This is a genomic window from Cupriavidus taiwanensis LMG 19424, assembly GCF_000069785.1.
Taxonomy (GTDB): Bacteria; Pseudomonadota; Gammaproteobacteria; order Burkholderiales; family Burkholderiaceae; genus Cupriavidus; species Cupriavidus taiwanensis.
Genome location: NC_010528.1, coordinates 108,032 through 126,673, shown reverse-complemented (window position 1 = coordinate 126,673; position 18,642 = coordinate 108,032). Strand labels below are relative to the sequence as shown.

The 18,642-nt window shown below is 68.8% G+C and carries 17 protein-coding genes; all 17 read right to left on the bottom strand.

The features are described 5' to 3' along the window. Positions 1–18: 18 nt before the first annotated feature. Entirely contained in the window at positions 19–2,037 is a 2,019-nt protein-coding gene (locus tag RALTA_RS00630; protein WP_012351468.1) for an acetyl/propionyl/methylcrotonyl-CoA carboxylase subunit alpha, read from the bottom strand. A gap of 70 nt (positions 2,038–2,107) precedes the next feature. Beyond that, positions 2,108–3,130 (bottom strand): biotin synthase BioB, encoded by a 1,023-nt coding sequence (gene bioB / locus RALTA_RS00625; protein WP_012351467.1) that lies wholly within the window; start codon positions 3,128–3,130, stop codon positions 2,108–2,110. Between the two features lie 19 nt (positions 3,131–3,149). Next, positions 3,150–3,905 (bottom strand): dethiobiotin synthase, encoded by a 756-nt coding sequence (gene bioD, locus RALTA_RS00620; protein ID WP_012351466.1) that lies wholly within the window; start codon positions 3,903–3,905, stop codon positions 3,150–3,152. After that, complete coding sequence (gene bioF, locus RALTA_RS00615) at positions 3,902–5,116, bottom strand: 8-amino-7-oxononanoate synthase (protein WP_012351465.1); 1,215 nt, start codon at positions 5,114–5,116, stop codon at positions 3,902–3,904. Before bioF ends, bioD begins: the two co-directional genes overlap by 4 nt. Further along, a complete protein-coding gene (gene bioA / locus RALTA_RS00610; protein ID WP_012351464.1) occupies positions 5,106–6,524 on the bottom strand; it encodes an adenosylmethionine--8-amino-7-oxononanoate transaminase in 1,419 nt (472 codons plus the stop codon). The genes bioF and bioA overlap by 11 nt, the downstream gene beginning before the upstream one ends. Before the next feature lie 240 nt (positions 6,525–6,764). Then, positions 6,765–7,553, bottom strand: a complete 789-nt coding sequence (locus RALTA_RS00605; RefSeq protein ID WP_012351463.1) for an enoyl-CoA hydratase/isomerase family protein — start codon at positions 7,551–7,553, stop codon at positions 6,765–6,767. Positions 7,554–7,605: 52 nt separating this feature from the next. Next, on the bottom strand, positions 7,606–8,502 hold the full coding sequence (locus RALTA_RS00600; protein ID WP_012351462.1) for a dienelactone hydrolase family protein: 897 nt from the start codon (positions 8,500–8,502) through the stop codon (positions 7,606–7,608). Between the two features lie 31 nt (positions 8,503–8,533). Next, a complete protein-coding gene (locus tag RALTA_RS00595; protein WP_012351461.1) occupies positions 8,534–10,141 on the bottom strand; it encodes a carboxyl transferase domain-containing protein in 1,608 nt (535 codons plus the stop codon). A 64-nt stretch (positions 10,142–10,205) separates the two neighbouring features. Next, positions 10,206–10,883 carry a glutathione S-transferase family protein gene (locus RALTA_RS00590; protein ID WP_012351460.1) on the bottom strand — a complete coding sequence of 226 codons (678 nt, stop codon included), beginning with the start codon at positions 10,881–10,883 and terminating at the stop codon, positions 10,206–10,208. Next, on the bottom strand, positions 10,880–11,338 hold the full coding sequence (locus tag RALTA_RS00585; protein ID WP_012351459.1) for a YchJ family protein: 459 nt from the start codon (positions 11,336–11,338) through the stop codon (positions 10,880–10,882). The genes RALTA_RS00590 and RALTA_RS00585 overlap by 4 nt, the downstream gene beginning before the upstream one ends. Continuing rightward, entirely contained in the window at positions 11,335–12,021 is a 687-nt protein-coding gene (locus RALTA_RS00580) for an HAD family hydrolase (protein WP_012351458.1), read from the bottom strand. Before RALTA_RS00580 ends, RALTA_RS00585 begins: the two co-directional genes overlap by 4 nt. Further along, positions 12,018–12,674 (bottom strand): 2-hydroxychromene-2-carboxylate isomerase, encoded by a 657-nt coding sequence (locus RALTA_RS00575; RefSeq protein ID WP_012351457.1) that lies wholly within the window; start codon positions 12,672–12,674, stop codon positions 12,018–12,020. Before RALTA_RS00575 ends, RALTA_RS00580 begins: the two co-directional genes overlap by 4 nt. Positions 12,675–12,775: 101 nt before the next feature. Beyond that, positions 12,776–13,906, bottom strand: coding sequence for an acyl-CoA dehydrogenase family protein (locus RALTA_RS00570; protein WP_012351456.1), 1,131 nt, complete (start codon positions 13,904–13,906; stop codon positions 12,776–12,778). Between the two features lie 30 nt (positions 13,907–13,936). Next, complete coding sequence (locus RALTA_RS00565) at positions 13,937–14,617, bottom strand: SDR family oxidoreductase (protein ID WP_012351455.1); 681 nt, start codon at positions 14,615–14,617, stop codon at positions 13,937–13,939. A gap of 174 nt (positions 14,618–14,791) precedes the next feature. Continuing rightward, entirely contained in the window at positions 14,792–15,970 is a 1,179-nt protein-coding gene (locus RALTA_RS00560) for an acetyl-CoA C-acetyltransferase (protein WP_012351454.1), read from the bottom strand. Between the two features lie 54 nt (positions 15,971–16,024). Beyond that, entirely contained in the window at positions 16,025–16,696 is a 672-nt protein-coding gene (gene can, locus RALTA_RS00555; RefSeq protein WP_012351453.1) for a carbonate dehydratase, read from the bottom strand. Next, on the bottom strand, positions 16,693–18,540 hold the full coding sequence (gene aceK, locus RALTA_RS00550; protein WP_012351452.1) for a bifunctional isocitrate dehydrogenase kinase/phosphatase: 1,848 nt from the start codon (positions 18,538–18,540) through the stop codon (positions 16,693–16,695). The genes can and aceK overlap by 4 nt, the downstream gene beginning before the upstream one ends. Between the last annotated feature and the right edge of the window lie 102 nt (positions 18,541–18,642).

Sequence of the window (18,642 nt, the reverse complement as noted above, 5' to 3'; positions counted from 1 at the left end):
CGGACCGGCAGCCGCCGCCTATTTTCCCGCGAAGGCGAGCAGTTGCGCCCCTTCTGCCACCTGTTCGCCCACGCCGTACAGGATTTCGCTGACCACCCCGTCGGCCGGCGCGCTGATGGTGTGCTCCATCTTCATCGCCTCCATCACCAGCAGCGGCGTGCCGCGCGTGACCGTGCTGCCGGCCTCGACCATCACGGCGATGACCTTGCCCGGCATCGGCGCGGTCAGCTTGCCGCCCTCGCCCTCGGTTTCGCCCGCGTGGGCGAGCGGGTCGAGCCAGGCCAGGCTCACATGCCGCCCGGCGTAGAAGACGTGGAAGGTATCGCCATCGGCATGCACCTGTCCGTGCGTGCGCCGCGTGCCGAGGTTGACGCGAAGATCGTCCGCCTGGCAGGTATAGGCAAAGGGCGCGGCCTGGTCGGCGTAGATCAGCGTGCTGCCGCGCGCATTGCTGTCCAGCTTCACGTCGAGCACCTGCTCGCCATAGCCGAAGCGCAGCGTGCGCGACATGCCGCCGTTCAGCCGCCACGCGCCGGCGCGGGTCCACGGCGAGTGCGGATCGGCGGCATCGACGCGCAATTCGCGCGCCTCGCGATCCAGCAGCGCCGCCACCGCCAGCGCGATCACTTCCATGCCGACCGGCGCGGGCGGCGGGAACAGGACCGCCTCGTTGCGCGCGATCAGGCCGGTGTCGAGGTCGGCGGTGCGGAACGCCTCCGACTTCACCAGCCGCTGCAGAAAGGCCACATTGGTCGACAGCCCCACCACGTGGTAAGCCGCCAGCGCCTGGCGCATGCGCGCCAGCGCCTCGTCGCGGTCCTTGCCCCAGACGATCAGCTTGGCGATCATCGGGTCGTAGAACGGGCTGATGGTGTCGCCCTCGCGCACGCCGGCGTCGATGCGCACGCCGGCCGGACCGTGGGCATCCTCGCCACGCATGAACTGCACCGCCGGCGGCGTGCGCAGGAAGCGCAGCGTGCCGGTGGACGGCAGGAACTGCTTGTCGGGATTCTCGGCGTAGATGCGCGCCTCCAGCGCGTGGCCGTCGATGCGCAGCTGCTCCTGCGCCAGCGGCAACGGCTCGCCGGCGGCAACGCGCAGCTGCCATTCGACCAGGTCCTGCCCGGTGATCATCTCGGTCACCGGATGCTCGACCTGCAGGCGCGTGTTCATCTCCATGAAGTAGAACGAGCCGTTCTGGTTGGCGATGAACTCGACCGTGCCCGCCCCGACGTAACCCACCGCCTTGGCCGCGGCCACCGCCGCTTCGCCCATGGCGCGGCGGCGTTCCTCGGTCATGCCCGGCGCCGGCGCTTCCTCCAGCACCTTCTGGTGGCGCCGCTGCACCGAGCAGTCGCGCTCGAACAGGTAGACGCAGTTGCCGTGGGTGTCGGCGAACACCTGGATCTCGATATGGCGCGGGCGCGTCAGGTACTTCTCGACCAGCACCTTGTCGTCGCCGAAGCTGGCAGACGCCTCGCGCTTGACCGACGCCAGCGCGGCCTCGAAGCCGTCGCCGGACTCGACCACGCGCATGCCCTTGCCGCCGCCGCCCGCGCTGGCCTTGAGCAGCACCGGGTAGCCGATGCGGTCGGCCTCGCGGCGCAGCAGCGCCGGGTCCTGGTCCTCGCCGTGGTAGCCGGGCACCAGCGGCACCGACGCCTTTTCCATCAGCTGCTTGGCCGCGCTCTTGCTGCCCATCGCGTGGATGGCGGACGCCGGCGGGCCGATAAAGACCAGCCCCGCCGCGGCGCAGGCCTCGGCGAAGGCTTCGTTCTCGGACAGGAAGCCGTAGCCCGGGTGGATGGCCTGGGCGCCGGTCTCCTTCGCCATCTCGATGATATGGTCGGCGCGCAGGTAGCTGTCGCGCGCGGCGGCGCCGCCGATATGCACGGCCTCGTCGCAGAAGGCGACGTGGCGCGCCTCCGCGTCGGCATCGGAATACACCGCGACGGTGCGGATGCCCAGCCGGCGGCAGGTGGCGGCCACGCGGCAGGCGATTTCACCGCGGTTGGCGATCAGGATCTTGTTGAACATGCGCCCTCCTTGTTATCCCTAACCGGGATATTACGGCGGCGCGCCGTCCAGCGGGCACTTTCCTGTCACATCATCCCGCGTAGCCCTCGGCGCGGATGTCGAGGCGGGCCAGCAGCGCGCGGTCGCGGTCGGCCTGCGGGTTGCCGGTGGTCAGCAGCTTTTCGCCGTAGAAGATCGAATTGGCGCCGGCCATGAAGCACAGCGCCTGCAGCGCTTCGTCCATGGCCTCGCGGCCGGCCGACAGGCGCACCATGGCGCGCGGCATGGTGATGCGCGCCACGGCAATGGTGCGCACGAATTCGAACGGGTCCAGCGCCTCGGTGCCGGCCAGCGGCGTGCCCTCGACCTGCACCAGGTTGTTGATCGGCACCGATTCCGGATACGGGTCCATGTTGGCGAGCTGCGCGATCAGGCCCGCGCGCGCCTCGCGCGACTCGCCCATGCCGACGATGCCGCCGCAGCAGACGTTGATGCCGGCGTCGCGCACATAGCCGATGGTGTCGAGCCGGTCCTGGTAGGTACGCGTGGTGATGATCTTGCCGTAGAACTCGGGCGAGGTATCGAGGTTGTGGTTGTAGTAGTCCAGGCCGGCTTCCTTGAGCTGCTGCGCCTGCTCTGCCTTGAGCATGCCCAGCGTGACGCAGGTCTCCAGGCCCATCGCCTTGACCTCGCGCACCATGTCCATCACCGGCTCCAGGTGGCGGTCCTTGGGGCTGCGCCAGGCCGCGCCCATGCAGAAGCGCGTGGCGCCATTGGCCTTGGCCGCGCGCGCGGCGTCGAGCACCTCCTCCAGCGCCATCAGCTTTTCGGCTTTCACGCCGGCGTCGTGGTGCGCGCTCTGCGGGCAGTAGCCGCAATCCTCCTCGCAGCCGCCGGTCTTGATCGACAGCAGCGTCGACAGCTGCACGGTGTTGGCATCGAAGTGTTCGCGGTGCACCTGCTGGGCGCGGAACAGCAGGTCGTTGAACGGCAGCGCGAACAGCGCGGCCACGTCATCGACGCGCCACTTGGCGTCGTCGGGCAAGGCATGCGGGCGCGCGGTCTGGCGCAGCGATTCGGCGGAGATGGTGGTAACGGTGTGGGCTTGGGTCATGATCGATGAAATGTTGTGTTCAGGCAGCGAGGCCGGCGGCCTCGGCCTGGTATCGGGTGGCGGCGGCCAGCAGCGGCGCAAGGTCGAGCCGGTCGGCGGCGGCGGCGGGCCCCAGTTGCCAGGGCAGCTCGCCCAGGCATGGCGCGTCCAGCGCGGCATGGAGCGTGGCGATGTTCTCGTCGGCCAGCAGCATGTCCGGGTCGACCCGGTTGGCGATCCAGCCGGCCAGCGGCAGGCCGCGCGCGCGGATGGCTTCGGCGGTCAGCATGGCGTGGTTCAGGCAGCCGAGCCGGATGCCGACCACCAGTACCACCGGCACGCTCAGCATCACGGCGAGATCGGCGGTGTTCCAGCGCACCGCGCCGGCGTCGAGCGGCACGTTGAAGCCACCCACGCCCTCGACCACCACGGCATCGGCCTGGCGGCGCAGCGCGTCGAAGGCATCGCGGATCGGCGCGCGCGTGATGCGCACGCCTTCCTGCGCGGCGGCCAGGTGCGGCGCGCATGGCGTGCGCAGCAGGAACGGGCAGGTCTGGCCCAGCGGCACCGCGACCGAGCTGGCGGCGCGCAGCTGCGCCACGTCGTCGTTGTGCCAGTGGCCGTCACGCCATTCGCTGCCGCTGGCGACCGGCTTCATGCCGGCGGTGCGGTAGCCCGCGGCATGGAGCGCATGCAGCAGCGTGGCGCTGGCGTGGGTCTTGCCGACGCCGGTATCGGTGCCGGTGACAAAGCAGGCGAAGGGCGCCACGAGAGAGGCGGGCGCGCGCGGGTTCATGCGGCCTCCCGCTGCGCCACCGCGGCGCTCAGCGCCTCGAGCAGGCGGCGCACATCGGCCTCGGTGTGCGCCGCCGACAGCGTGATGCGCAGCCGCGCCGTGCCCTCCGGCACGGTCGGCGGACGGATCGCGCCGACGCGGATGCCGTCGGCCTCCAGCGCGGCCGACAGCGCCAGCGCGGCCCCGTTGTCGCCGACGATCAGCGGCTGCACCGCGGTCTGGCTGTCGCCCAGGGTCCAGCCCGCGCTCGCGGCCAGCTGGGCCAGCCCCTCGCGCAGCGTGGCGATGCAGCGCGCCAGCTGCGCGCGGCGCTGCCGGCCCTCGTCGCCCTCGATGATGGCCAGGCTGGCCAGCAGCGCATGCGCGACCGCGGGCGGCGCGGCCGTGGTGTAGATATACGGCCGCGCGGTGTTGACCAGGTGTTCGATGATGGTCGCGTGCGCGGCGACAAAGGCGCCGGCCACGCCGGCAGCCTTGCCGAGCGTGCCGATATAGATCAGGCGTTCGGACGACAGTCCGAGCGCTTCCAGCACGCCGTGCCCCTGCTCGCCCAGCACGCCGAAGCCGTGGGCATCGTCGACGACGATCCAGGCGTCATGGCGCTCGGCCAGTTCCAGCAGCCTGCGCAGCGGCGCGACGTTGCCGTCCATGCTGAACACGCTGTCGGTGACGATCAGCTTGCGCGCACTGGTGCTGGCCGCGAGCAGCGCCTGCAGCGCATCGGTGTCGCAATGCGGGTAGCGCTGCACGTCGGCACGCGCCAGCCGTGCGCCGTCGATCAGCGAGGCGTGGTTGAGCGACTCGCAGAACAGCGTCGCCCCGGCCGCGCCGAGCGCGGTCAGCACCGCCATGTTGGCCATGTAGCCGGTGCAGAAGTACAGCGTGCGCGCCTGCGCGATGTGCGGCGCGAACCAGCGTGCCAGTTCGGCCTCCAGCTGCGCGTGCGCGAGCGAATGGCCGCTGACCAGGTGCGAGGCGCCGCTGCCGGCACCATAGCGCTGCGCGCCTTCCACCAATGCGGCGATCACTTGCGGGTGGTTGGCCAGTCCGAGGTAGTCGTTGCTGCAGAAGGTCAGCAGCGATTCCGACTCGGTCCCCTCCTCGCCCACGGCCTGGTGCGGCGCGCACGCGGTGTGGGCGATGCGGCGGCGGCGCGTCAGCGCCAGCGCGTGGCGCTGCTCCGCGGCCTGCTTCAGTTGTTCAAGCAGCATGGCGCACCTCCTTGCCCGCGGTATCGATGGCGTTCGTGGTCACGTCGTCGAGCGTGGCCAGCAATTGCTGGCCCAGCCAGCGTGCCTGCGCGGCGTCGAAGACGTAGGGCGGCATCACGTAGAGCGTATTGCCGATCGGGCGCACCAGCAGCTCGCGCGCCCGCGCGGCATGGTGGAAGCGCGCGGCAAAGTCGGCGCCGGCAACGTCGTCGCAAACATCGGCGGCCCAGATCAGGCCCCGCTGGCGTACATGCCGCACGCGCGCGTCGGCGGCCAGCGCGGCCATGCCGTCGGCGAGCCACTGCGCGCGCTCGCGGTTGCGCGCCAGCACATCGTCCTGCGCGAACAGGTCCAGCGTGGCCAGGGCCGCGCGGCAGGCAAGCGGGTTGCCGGTGTACGAGTGCGAATGCAGGAAGCTGCGCGCCAGCTCGTCGGCGACGAAGGCGCGCTGGATGTCCGGGCGCGACAGCACCAGCGACAGCGGCAGGTAGCCGCCGCTGATGCCTTTGGACAGGCACAGGAAATCGGGCCAGGCATGCGCGGGCAGCGGCGCCTCGGTGCCGCGCGACTGCTCCCACGCGAAGAAGGTGCCGGTGCGCCCGCACCCCACCGCGATCTCGTCGGCGATCAGGTGGACGCGATAGCGGTCGCACAGCGCGCGCACGCCGTCGAGATAGGACGGGTCATGCATCGCCATGCCGGCGGCGCCCTGCACCAGCGGCTCGACGATCAGCGCGGCAATGGCGCCGGCGCGCTCGCGCAGCAGCGCCTCGAGCTCCGCCAGCGCGCGCGCCGCCACGTCGGCGGCGGACTCGCCGCGCCGGGCCTGCCGCGCATCGGGGGACATCACCACATGCGCGCGGCGGATCAGCGCGTCGTAGGCATCGCGGAAGATCTCCATGTCGGTCACGGCGAGCGCGCCCACGGTTTCGCCGTGGTAGCCGTGGCGCAGGCAGACGAACTCGCGCTTGGCCGGCAGGCCGGTGTTGCGCCAGTAGTGGAAGCTCATCTTCAGCGCGATTTCGACCGCCGAGGCGCCGTCCGAGGCGTAGAAGACGTTGCCGAGCGCGCCGCCGGTCAGCGCCGACAGGCGCTCGGCCAGCTCCACCGCGGGCGCATGCGTGCAGCCCGCCAGCATCACGTGCTCGAGCGCCTCGAGCTGGCTTGCCAGCGCGGCGTTGATGCGCGGGTTGGCATGGCCGAACAGGTTGACCCACCAGGAACTGGTGGCGTCGAAGTAGCGCTGGCCGTCGGCATCGTGCAGCCACGGGCCTTCGCCGCGCACGATCGCCAGCGGCACGGCGTCATCGTCGGGACGCAGGCGCGTGCACGGATGCCAGACGGCGGCGCGGCTGCGCTCGCCGAGGCCGGCCGCGCCGCTGCCTGGGGAAAGGGACAGGTGGTCCAAGATAACCCTCCTTGGTTGGCCGTCCGCTCTGGCGCCGCCGGCAGGGCCGGTCGGCGAGATGGTGGCGGACGGATTGGGAGGGTCATGGTAGGGAGGACTTCCGCGGCTTGGCAATGCCGCAAGATTTTCCCTGTTAGCGCAGCTTTAACGGGATTTGACGAACGTTGCCGGCAAGAAGCGCTGCGCTTGCAGCTAGCGTGCCGCCATCTCCACGCAACCGCACGCAGCCTTTATTTGAACTCAGGCCGGCCGCCACGACGGCGTGCGCTTCTCCAGGAACGACTTCACCCCTTCGCGCCCCTCTTCCGACGCCCGGATCTTCGCGATGCGCTCGGCCGTATCGGCCAGCAGGTCGTTGTCGATCGCGCGCCCGGCGATGTCCTGCACCAGCCGCTTGCTCTCGCGCACGGCATTGGGGCTGTTGGCCACCAGCGCGGCGGTCAGTTCGGCGACCTTGGCGTCGAGCGCCTCGGCCGGCACCACCGCATGCAGCAGGCCCAGGCGCAGCGCCTCGGCCGCGTCGAAGCGCTCGGCGGTGATGAAGTAGCGGCGTGCGGCCTGCTCGCCCATGGCGCGGATCACGTACGGGCTGATGGTGGCGGGCAGCAGGCCCAGGCGCGCCTCGGACAGGCAGAAATGCGCATGCTCGGCCGCCACCGCGATATCGCACGCGGCCACCAGCCCCATGCCGCCGGCATAGGTGTCGCCCTGGATGCGCGCGATCACCGGGCGCGGACAGGACCAGATGGTGTGCAGCATCTGCGCCAGCGTCAGCGCGTCGGCACGGTTCTGGTCGTCGGAGTAGCCCGCCATCTTCTTCATCCAGTTCAGGTCGGCGCCGGCGCAGAAGGCCGGGCCGTTGCCGGCCAGCACGATGGCGCGCACCTCGTCCATGTCGCCCAGCGCGCGGAAGGCGCCGGTCAGTTCGGCGATCACGGTCTCGTTGAAGGCGTTGCGCACGTCGGGCCGGTTCAGCGTGACGGTGGCGACGTGGTTGGCGATGTTGACGGTCAGGGCAGTGAATTCCATGGTTCGCTCCGTTGGCGGATATGGCGCATATAGCGGATAGGGATGATGCGGCTCAGGTGCCCGGATCGAAGGGCAGCCCCAGCGAGCGAAAGAAGTCGCCCACCTCCGGCAGCCACACCGGGATGCCTTCGCGCGCGCTGAACAGGCGGTGCGAGTCCGCGCCGAACTCGCCCACGTCGACCAGCCGGGCCTGTGCCGCGGGGCCGGTGGCGCGCGCCTTGAAGGCGTTGAACATGCGGCCGGGCAAGGGCACCGGCCAGTAGCTGTCATTCTCGCCATAGATCCACAGCGAGGGGTAGCGCGCCACGCTGCCGTAGCTGGCGAAGGCATCGACCAGGCGCTCTTCCCAGTCCGGGCAGTTCAGGTTGCGCAGTCCGCCGGCGAAATTGACCACGCCGCGCACGCCGGGATAGGCGATGGTGCTGAACGCCATGGTGGTCAGCCCCCCGTGAGACTGGCCGATCACGACGATGCGATCCATGTCGACATAGGGCTGCGTGGCCATGTAGTCGAGCGTGGCGACGACGTCGTCGGCCTGCATCATGCCGTTGGTCTCGATGTCGCAGCTGCCGCCCACATAGGCGCCGCCCGAGCGCGCAAAGCCCTGCCGCATCGGCAGCACCACCGCGTAGCCGCGACGCAGGAACTCCACGCTCTGCGCCGGGAAGCGCGCGCGCCCCTGCATGGCGGGGCGGCCCGGCGCCTTGCCGTGGTTGATCACCACCAGCGGGAACGGCCCGGCGCCGGCCGGCTTGAACACCGTGGCCTCCAGGTCGATGCGCGACGGGATCGCCGCCTTGGGCAGCATCACCACCTGCTCCTGGAAGCGCACGCGCGCCGCCGACTGGCCGTTGCCGTCCGCCATCTGCGCATGCCCGCACAGCGGTGCCAGCATGGCAAGCACCGTGGCCAGGGCAAGGCGGCGAAACAGGCAGGCGGTGCGACGCATCAGGAGTCAGGCAGTATCCGTATGGCGCGATCTACATGCGGAACACGCCGAACTTCATCTCGTCGATCGGCGCGTTGAGGCTGGCAGACAGGCCCAGCCCCAGCACCGTGCGCGTCTGCGCGGGATCGATCACGCCGTCGTCCCACAGCCGCGCGCTGGCGTAGTACGGGTGGCCCTGGTGCTCGTACTGGTCGCGGATCGGCTGCTTGAAGGCCTCCTCTTCCTCCGCGCTCCACTGGCCGCCCTTCGCTTCGATGCCATCGCGGCGCACCGTCGCCAGCACGCTCGCGGCCTGCTCGCCGCCCATCACCGAGATGCGCGCGTTCGGCCACATCCACAGGAAGCGCGGCGAATACGCGCGCCCGCACATGCCGTAGTTGCCCGCGCCGAACGAGCCGCCGATGATCACCGTAAACTTCGGCACCTGCGCGGTCGCCACCGCGGTCACCATCTTGGCGCCGTTGCGCGCGATGCCCTCGTTCTCGTACTTGCGCCCGACCATGAAGCCGGTGATGTTCTGCAGGAACACCAGCGGGATCTTGCGCTGGCAGCACAGCTCGATAAAGTGCGCGCCCTTCAGCGCCGACTCCGAGAACAGGATGCCGTTGTTGGCGACGATCCCCACCGGATAGCCCCAGATGCGCGCGAAGCCGCACACCAGCGTGGTGCCGTAGCGTGCCTTGAACTCGTCGAACTCGGAGCCGTCGACGATGCGCGCAATCACCTCGCGCACGTCATAGGGCTTGCGCGTGTCGGTCGGGATCACGCCATACAGCTCTTCCACCGGATACAGCGGCTCGACCGGCTCGTGCAGGCGGATCTGGTCCGGCTTGCGGCGGTTCAGGTGCTGCACGATATTGCGCGCCAGGCTGAGCGCATGGTGGTCGTTCTGCGCGAAGTAGTCGGCCACGCCGGACAGGCGCGTATGCACGTCGGCGCCGCCCAGGTCCTCGGCGCTGACTTCCTCGCCGGTGGCCGCCTTCACCAGCGGCGGGCCACCGAGGAAGATGGTCCCCTGGTTCTTGACGATGATCGACTCGTCGCTCATCGCCGGCACGTAGGCGCCGCCCGCGGTGCACGAGCCCATCACCACCGCGATCTGCGGGATGCCGCGCTTGGACAAATTGGCCTGGTTGTAGAAGATGCGGCCGAAGTGGTCGCGGTCGGGGAAGACCTCGTCCTGGTTGGGCAGGTTGGCGCCGCCGGAATCGACCAGGTAGATGCACGGCAGGTGGTTCTCTTCGGCGATCTCCTGCGCGCGCACATGCTTCTTGACCGTCATCGGGTAATACGTGCCGCCCTTGACGGTGGCGTCATTGCAGACGATCACGCATTCCTGCCCGGCCACGCGGCCGATGCCGGTGATGATGCCGGCGCCGGGCGCGGCATCGTCGTACATGTCGTACGCGGCCAGCTGCGACAGCTCCAGGAACGGCGTGCCCGGATCGAGCAGTTGCTGCACGCGCTCGCGCGGCAGCAGCTTGCCGCGCGCCAGGTGCTTGGCGCGCGCGTCGGCGCCGCCGCCTTCGGCCAGCTTCGCGATCTTCGCCTTCAGGTCGGCCACCAGCGCGCGCATGGCCTCGGCATTGGCCTTGAAGGATTCGGAGCGGGCGTTGAGTTTGCTTTCGAGCGTGGGCATCTCGGAGTCTCTTGCTGGCAGATAAGGTTGGGTGCCGCGTGATGCCGTGCCGTGGCGGCCGGGCTCAGCCGGCTGCCTTCGGCAACGGATGCCCGGGCATCAGCTCGTAGGGATGCTTCCAGCCCGGCAACGCGCGCATGCGCTCGGTCCATGCGTGGATATGCGGATACTCCTTGCGCCAGTGCACGCCGATTTCATCGTCGAAGAAGACGTAGCCCGCCAGCGAGAAATCGGCAATGGTGGTGCGCTCGCCCAGCACGAAATCGCGTCCGGCCAGGTGCGCGTTGAGCACGTTCCATGCGCCTTCGCAGCGCGCGCGGAAGAAATCCAGCACGGCGGGATCGGGCGACCTGGCGAAGGTACGCATGAAGCGGTAGGTGGCGGTGTACGAGGTGAACTTGTGGTTGTCGAACAGCAGCCAGCGCAGCACCTCGGCGCGCTCGGCTTCGTTGCGCGGGCCGAACGCATCCAGGCGGGCGGCCAGCGTCTCGAGGATGGCGCCGGACTGCGACAGGCGCTGGCCGCCGAACTCCAGCACCGGCACTTCGCCCATCACGTTGATGGCGCGGTATTCCGGGGTGCGGGTCTCGCCGTTGAAGAAATCGACAAAGCGCGCCTGCCACAAAGGCTGGCCGCGCTGCACGCCGACGGTTTCCAGCAGCTGCGCTACCTTGTAGGCGTTGCCGGACTGGGCAAAGCAATACAGCAGGTACTCCGGCTCGTGCCGCTTGTCAGTGCTCATGGTGCCTCCCCGATGATATCGCCATCCACATACAGCCAGCGCGGCGCCTCGCCGGGCGCGCGCGCCTCGCACACAAAGCGGCTGCGCTCATGCAGCCGCCAGGCGCGCCCGCCTACCTTGTAGCGCGCCACGAATTCCACTTCGGCATGCGTGTCGTCCTGCTGCGCATGCCCCTTGACCGCCAGGCCGAGCCACCGCGTGGCGGTGTCCGGCACCAGGTCGGCCGGGCAGGTGGAGGCATGCCAGGTCTGGCGCAGCCAGTCCATGTCGTTCAGCACATAGGCGCTGTAGCGCGAGCGCATCAGCGCCTCGGCATTGGGCGGCAGCGCCTCGCCGCGGTGAAAGCGGCCGCAGCAGGCGTCATAGTCAGCGCTGCCGCAGGGGCACGGCACGGGACCGGCCTTTGGCAGGCGCTGCGCCGCCCTGGTTGCCCTGGCCGCCTTCATGCCCGTCATCCCACCAGCTCCGGCAGCTCGCGCATATCGGTGAAGATGGTGCGCGCGCCGGCCTCGCGCAACTGCGCGGCATCGTTGCGCGCGGCGTAGCCGAACACCGTCATGCCGGCCGCCACGCCCGCGGTCACGCCGGTCGGGCTGTCTTCCACCACGGCACAGCGCGCCGGTTCGACGCCCATGGTGCGCGCGGCCAGCAGGTACACGTCCGGCGCCGGCTTGCTGCGCGCCACTTCGGTGGCCGAGAAGATATGCTCGCGCTCGTCCTGCTGGAACAGCTCGACCAGCCCGGTCTTGGTCAGCTGCAGCTTGACCTTGACGCGGTCCGCGCCCGACGCCACGCACACCGGCATGCCGGTGGCGGCGACAGCGCGGATGGCCTCGCGCACATGCGCCACCGCCGCGACCTCTTCTTCCAGCACCGCATTACGGCGCGCCAGCCAGGTCGACAGCCAGTTCTCGGGCAGCGGCGCACCGCGCATGCGTTCGATCATGTCCAGCTCCTCGCGCACCGCGCGGCCCAGGAACAGGCGCGTGGAGTCTTCCAGCGAGATCTCGATGCCGAGCTCGTTCAGCATCTGGTTGAGCACGCGGTTGACGATGGGCTCGCTGTCGACGAGCACGCCGTCGCAATCGAAGATCACACAATCGAAGCGGCCGGAATGGCCGGGGGTTGCTGCAGTCATGCGGGTTTCTTTTCCTTGGTATCGGGGTTGGGCACGGCCCGGAGTTCGGTCTGGCGGCGGCTCTTCAGGTGGGCCTCGATCTGGTCGAAGCGGTCGAAGCCCCAGAACGGCTCGCCGTCGACGATGACGAAGGGCGAGCCGAACACACCCTTGGCCATCGCCACCTCGATCTCGGCCTTGAGCTGGTCCTTGATCTGGTAGCTGGTGGCGCCGGCATCGAGCGCCTGCACGTCCACGCCCAGCGGCTCGGCCAGCTTCATGATTTCGGCCGGCTCGGCGATGTTGATGTCGTCGACGAACAGCGCGCGGTACACCGAGCGGGCGAAGGCCGCGGCGAGGTCGTCCCCATGATGGTTCTGCAGCCACAGCATGGCGCGCGCGGCATGCGTGGTGGGCAGCGGGAAATGCGTGGGGCGCTTGTATTCGATGCCGTGGAAGCGCGCGGTGCGCTCGAAGTCGCGCCAGCTGTAGTCGCCCTTGAGCGGCAGCTGCGGCAGCGGCGACGCGCCGGTGGTCTTGAACACCACGCCCAGCAGGATCGGATGCCAGGCCACGTTGCGCCCGTACTTCTGCGCCAGGTCGTCGATACGGGTGCTGGCGAAGTAGCCGTACGGCGAAGAAAAATCAAAGTAGAAGTCGATCGCTGCGGTCATGTCGGGGGCCCTATTCTTGTGGTTGCAGGTCCGGTTGCGGGAAGGCGTGGCGCGCACGCCGCACGCCGCACGCCTGCTCATCGTACGCGCAAATGCCGGGGCTAGGCCAGTGCGCGCGCGATCAGGATCTTCTGGATGTCGCTGGTGCCCTCGTAGATCTGGCACACGCGCACGTCGCGGTAGATGCGCTCGACCGGGAAGTCGCTGACGTAGCCATAGCCGCCGAACACCTGGATCGCGTCGGAGCAGACCCGCTCGGCCATCTCGCTGGCGAACAGCTTGGCCATCGCCGCCTCCTTCAGGCACTGGCGCCCGGCATCGCGCAGCGCGGCGGCGTGCCACACCATCTGGCGCGCGACGTCGATGCGCGTTGCCATCTCGGCCAGGCGGAACTGCACCGCCTGGTGCTGGAACAGCGGCTGGCCGAAACTCTCCCGTTCCTTCGCATACGCAAGCGCCGCTTCAAACGCGGCACGCGCCATGCCGATGCTCTGCGAGGCGATGCCGATGCGGCCTCCCTCCAGCCCCGACAGCGCCATCTTGTAGCCGCCGCCCTCGTCGCCGAGCAGGTTGGCGGCAGGCACGCGGCAATCCTCGAACAGGATCTGGGCAGTGTCCGAGGAGTGCTGGCCGAGCTTGTCCTCGAGCCGCGCCACCACGTAGCCCGGGGTCGAGGTCGGCACGATGAAGGCGCTGATGCCGCGCTTGCCGGCGGCCTTGTCGGTCACCGCCAGCACGATCGCCACGTCGGCATTCTGGCCGCTGGTGATGAACTGCTTGACGCCGTTGAGCACGTAGTGGTCGCCGTCGCGGACCGCGCTGGTACGCAGCGCCGCGGCATCGGAGCCCACGTGCGGCTCGGTCAGGCAGAACGCGCCCAGCATCTCGCCGCGCGCCAGCGGCACCAGCCACTGCTGCTTCTGCGCCTCGCTGGCGAACGACATCAGCATGCTGCACACCGGGCAGTTGTTGACGCTGATGACGGTGGAGGTGCCGCCGTCGCCCGCGGCGATCTCCTCCAGGATCAGCGCCAGCGACAGATAATCGAGCCCGGCGCCGCCATACTGCTCCGGCACCGCCACGCCGTAGGCGCCCAGCGCCGCCAGTTCGCGGTGCACGTCCTTGGGAAAGGTCTTGTCGCGGTCCCATTGCGCGGCCTGCGGCGCGATCACTTCCTGCGCGAACTGCCGCACGGCGTCGCGGATCATTTCCTGTTCGGGGGTCAGCAGCATGTCGGTTCGGGATCAGGTGTGCGGGCGCCCTTACCAGGGAATGGGCGTGCCGTCGTAGTTGTGGAAGGTGCCGTTGTCGCGGCGCTTGACGCTGGCCAGCACCTGGCGCATGCCCTTGACGCTCTGCTGCACGGTCAGGTCGGCTTCCTGGCCGCCCATGTCGGTCTTGACCCAGCCCGGGTGCAGCGCGATGCAGGTGGCGTGGCGCGCATCCAGCGACACCGCGCGCAGCGCGGCATTGGCGCCCGCCTTGCTGACGCGGTACAGCCAGCTGGTGCTGTGCTCCATCGCGCCGATGCTGCCCATGCGCGAGGACAGCACCGCCAGCACGCCGCCATGGCCGGACTGCCCGGCCTCGACATAGGGCAGCAGCAACGGCAGCGCCATCATCGGCCCGAGCACGTTGACATGCATGACCCGGTCGAACTCCGGCGGCGTGACCGGCTGCGCGCTGTCGGTGCGCGGCCCCATCACGCCGGCGTTGTAGACCGCCACGTCAAGCGCCTCGCCGTCGAGCTTCCAGCCGAGACCGGCGACCGCGCCGGCATCGGACAGGTCGGCCTGGTGCGCCTCGGCACCAAGCGCCTGCAGCGCGCCCACGCCCTCGGGCGTGCGCGCCGCCGCGATGACGCGCCAGCCGTCGGCACGGTACTGGCGCACGAACTCAAGGCCGATGCCGCGCGAGGCACCGAGGATAAGGGCAGTTGGCAAGGGTGGGCTCCTTGGTCGGGTTTTTGCTCCCCTCTCCCATTGATGGGAGAGGGGTTGGGGGAGAGGGCCGGCGCTGGCTCGAAGTGGGGCACTCGGTCTGCCAGTGCCTGCCCCCTCCCCCGGCCCCTCTCCCGCAAGCGGGAGAGGGGAGAAAACAAGCGGGAGGAGAGCGTCTTACAGGATCTCGATCCCCACCGCCGTCGCTTCGCCGCCGCCGATGCACAAGCTCGCCACGCCGCGCTTGCCCCCGGTCTTGCGCAGCGCGCCGATCAGCGTGGTCATGATGCGCGCGCCCGAGGCGCCGATCGGGTGGCCCAGCGCGCAGGCGCCGCCGTGGATGTTGACCTTGTCGCGCGGGATCTTCAGGTCGTGCATGGCCGCCATCGGCACCACGGCAAAGGCCTCGTTGATCTCGAACAGGTCGACGCTGCCGGTGTTCCAGTCCAGCTTGCGGTACAGCTTGGCGATGGCCTCGACCGGTGCGGTGGTGAACCAGCCCGGCGCCTGCGCGTGCGTGGTGTGGCCCAGCATGCGGGCGATCGGCTGCAGGCCCAGCTTTTTCGCCGTGGAAGCGCGCATCATCACCAGCGCCGAGGCGCCGTCGTTGATCGACGACGACGAGGCCGCGGTGATGGTGCCGTCCTTGGCAAAGGCCGGCTTGAGCGACGGGATCTTGTCGAGCTTGATGCGGCGCGGGCCTTCGTCGGTGTCGATCACCGTGTCGCCGCCCTTGCCCGACACCGTCACCGGTGCGATCTCCCAGCGGAAGTCGCCGTTCTCGGTGGCCTGCTGCGCGCGGCGCACGCTTTCCATCGCGAACTCGTCCTGCTGCTGGCGCGTAAAGCCGTACTTGGCGGCGCAGTCCTCGCCGAAGGTGCCCATGGCGCGGCCCTTGTCGTAGGCATCTTCCAGGCCGTCCAGCATCATGTGGTCGTAGATCATGCCGTGGCCGATGCGGTAGCCGCCGCGGCCCTTCGGGATCAGGTATGGCGCGTTGGTCATGCTCTCCATGCCGCCGGCGACGGCGATCTCGAACGAGCCCGCGACCAGGCCGTCATAGACCGTCATGGCCGCGCGCATGCCCGAGCCGCACATCTTGTTGACGGTGGTGCAGCCCGTGCCCAGCGGCAGGCCCGCGCCGAGCGCGGCCTGCCGTGCCGGGGCCTGGCCCTGGCCGGCCGGCAGCACGCAGCCGAACACCACTTCCTCTACCTGCTCGGGCTTGAGCCCGGCGCGCTCGACCGCTGCGCGGATGGCCACGGCGCCGAGTTGCGGCGCGGTGACGCTGGCGAATTCTCCCTGGAACGCAGCCATCGGCGTGCGGGCGGCTGAAACGATGACGATCTCTTCCATGTCGGGTCTCCTGGATCGGTGTCTGTATGCGGGAAGTGGTATCGGGCCGATGCGTCAGCGGATCGACGCCTGCGGCGGCTCGCCGTACTGGCGGTAGGCCGCGGCCAGCTGCTCGTGCAGCTCGTCGTTGTTGCTGGCGGCCATGCCGAGGTCGCGCAGCAGGCCGTCGGACACGCCGTAGATCCAGCCGTGCACGGTGATGGCCTGGCCGCGGGCCCAGGCGTCCTGGATCACGGTGGTCTGGCAGACGTTGTTGACCTGCTCGATCACGTTGAGCTCGCACAGCCGGGTGTGGGCGTCTTCCTCGCGCAGGATGGTGCCGAGGTAGGACTCATGCTTGTCGGCCACGTCGCGCACATGGCGCAGCCAGTTGTCGGCCAGGCCGATGCGTTCGCGCTTGAGCGCGACCTTGACGCCGCCGCAGCCATAGTGGCCCACCACGGTGATATGGCGCACCTTGAGCACCTCCACCGCGAACTGGATCACCGACAGCGCGTTCAGGTCGCTGTGCGCGATCACGTTGGCGATATTGCGGTGGACGAACACCTCGCCCGGCGCCAGGCCCAGGATCTGGTTGGCCGGCACGCGCGAATCGGAGCAGCCGATCCACAGGTACTCCGGCGCCTGCTGGTTGGCCAGCCGGGTGAAGAAGGCCGGATCTTCCGCGTTGACACGGTCGACCCAGTCGCGGTTGTTGCGGAACAGCTGGGCGATGGCGTCATTCATGCGACTCTCCTTGCAGGGCCGGCATCGGGCTGCTTGACGGGCGGTGTGGCAGGCGGCTCGGCGGCAGCGCCATAGCGGTGGATAAATCGGTCTGAAGCGTGATAGGCAAAGAAGTCATGGACATGTCCGGCCAGCAGCCGGTCCTTGTGGCTCTGCCACATGGCAGGGTCAAAAAAATCCGCATGGTGCCGCAGGAACGCCGCGCCGACGCGCGGATCGCCCAGCAGGAAGGTGCGGAAGGTCTCGGGAAAAATGTCGTGCGGACGCACCGTGTACCAGACCTCGCCAGACATCTCCTCTTCCTCGTTGCGCGGCTGCGGCACGTGGCGGATGTTGCAGTCGGTGAGGTACTCGATCTCGTCGTAGTCGTAGAACACCACGCGCCCATGGCGCGTGACGCCGAAGTTCTTGTACAGCATGTCGCCCGGGAAGATGTTCGCGGCGATCAGCTCCTTGATCGCGTTGCCGTACTCGATCACGCCGTGCTCGACCTGCGCGTCGGAACCCTCCTGCAGGTAGATGTTCAGCGGCGTCATGCGGCGTTCGATATAGACGTGGCGCACCACGATCTCTTCGCCACCGTCCTTGGCGCGCTGGTATTCGATCATCGACGGCGCGTGCTGCTCGAACTCGCGCACCAGCGCCTCGTCGAAGCGCGACAGCGGGAAGGCCACGTCGGAGTATTCCAGCGTATCGGCCATGCGGCCGACGCGATCGTGCTGCTTGACCAGCTGGTACTTCGACTTGACCAGCTCGCGCGTGGTTTCCTTGGGCGCCGGAAAAACATCCCGGATCACCTTGAACACGTACGGGTACGACGGCAGCGTGAACACCAGCATCACCAGCCCGCGGATGCCGGGCGCGACGATGAACTTGTCCGACGAATGCTGCAGATGGTGCAGGAAATCGCGGTAAAACAGGTTCTTGCCCTGCTTTTGCAGACCCAGCGAGGTATAGATCTCCGCGCGCGGCTTGCGCGGCATGATGTCGCGCAGGAAGGTCACGTAGGCCGACGGGATCTCCATGTCGACCATGAAGTAGGAGTGCGTGAACGAGAACAGGATCAGCAGCTGCTCTTTCTTCAGCAGCACGGTGTCGAGCACCAGCTTGCCCGACGGCCCGTGCAGGATCGGGATCGCCAGCGGGAAGGTACGGTCGCCGTTCAGGATGCGGCCGATGATGAAGGCCGCCTTGTTGCGGAAGAACAGCGACGACAGCGTATGGATCTGGAAATTCGGCGCGATGCGCAGGTCGCCGAAATGTTCGCCGACGGCACGCACCACATAGCCGATATCGCGCTGCAGGTCCTCGAACGGGCGCTCGAGCTGGAAGTTGTGGACGATGCGCTCGAAGCAAGCGGCCATGCCCTCGCGGCTGCCCGGGTAGTAGGCGCGGAAGGTCGGGCGCGTGGGCGATTCTTCGTTCTCGATGTACTCGGTCGAGATCGCCGGGCGCACAAAGATAAAGTCGTTGTTGAAGTACGAGCGGTGCAGGATGCGCGTGCAGACCGAGTTGAAGAAGGTCTCGGCCAGCTCGGGCTGGTGATGGTTGGTCAGCAGCCCGATGTAGTGCAGCTTGATCTGCTGCCAGATCTCGTCTTCGATGTTCTCGGCGTCGTACTCGTCTTCCAGGATCACGCTGGATTCGCGCACGCGCTCGTTGTAGAACGCGATGCGGTCGCGCTGGATCTGCTGCAGCCCGTGCCAGTCGCCGGCCTCGAACTTCAGCTTGGCCTGGTGGCTGACCTCGCGGAACAGGCGGTAATGCTTGTCGAACCCGTCGAGCATCGTTCTCGCCACATCGTAGGCAATCTGCGAGGAGAGCAGTTTGGGGAAGTGGGACATGGGTCGACGGGAGGGGCCAGAGGGGGCAGTACTGCGTGCGGGTTGCGACGGTATTGAGATTGTAATGGGGTTCGGGCGAGGGCTCCGGGTGATTTCGGCGCC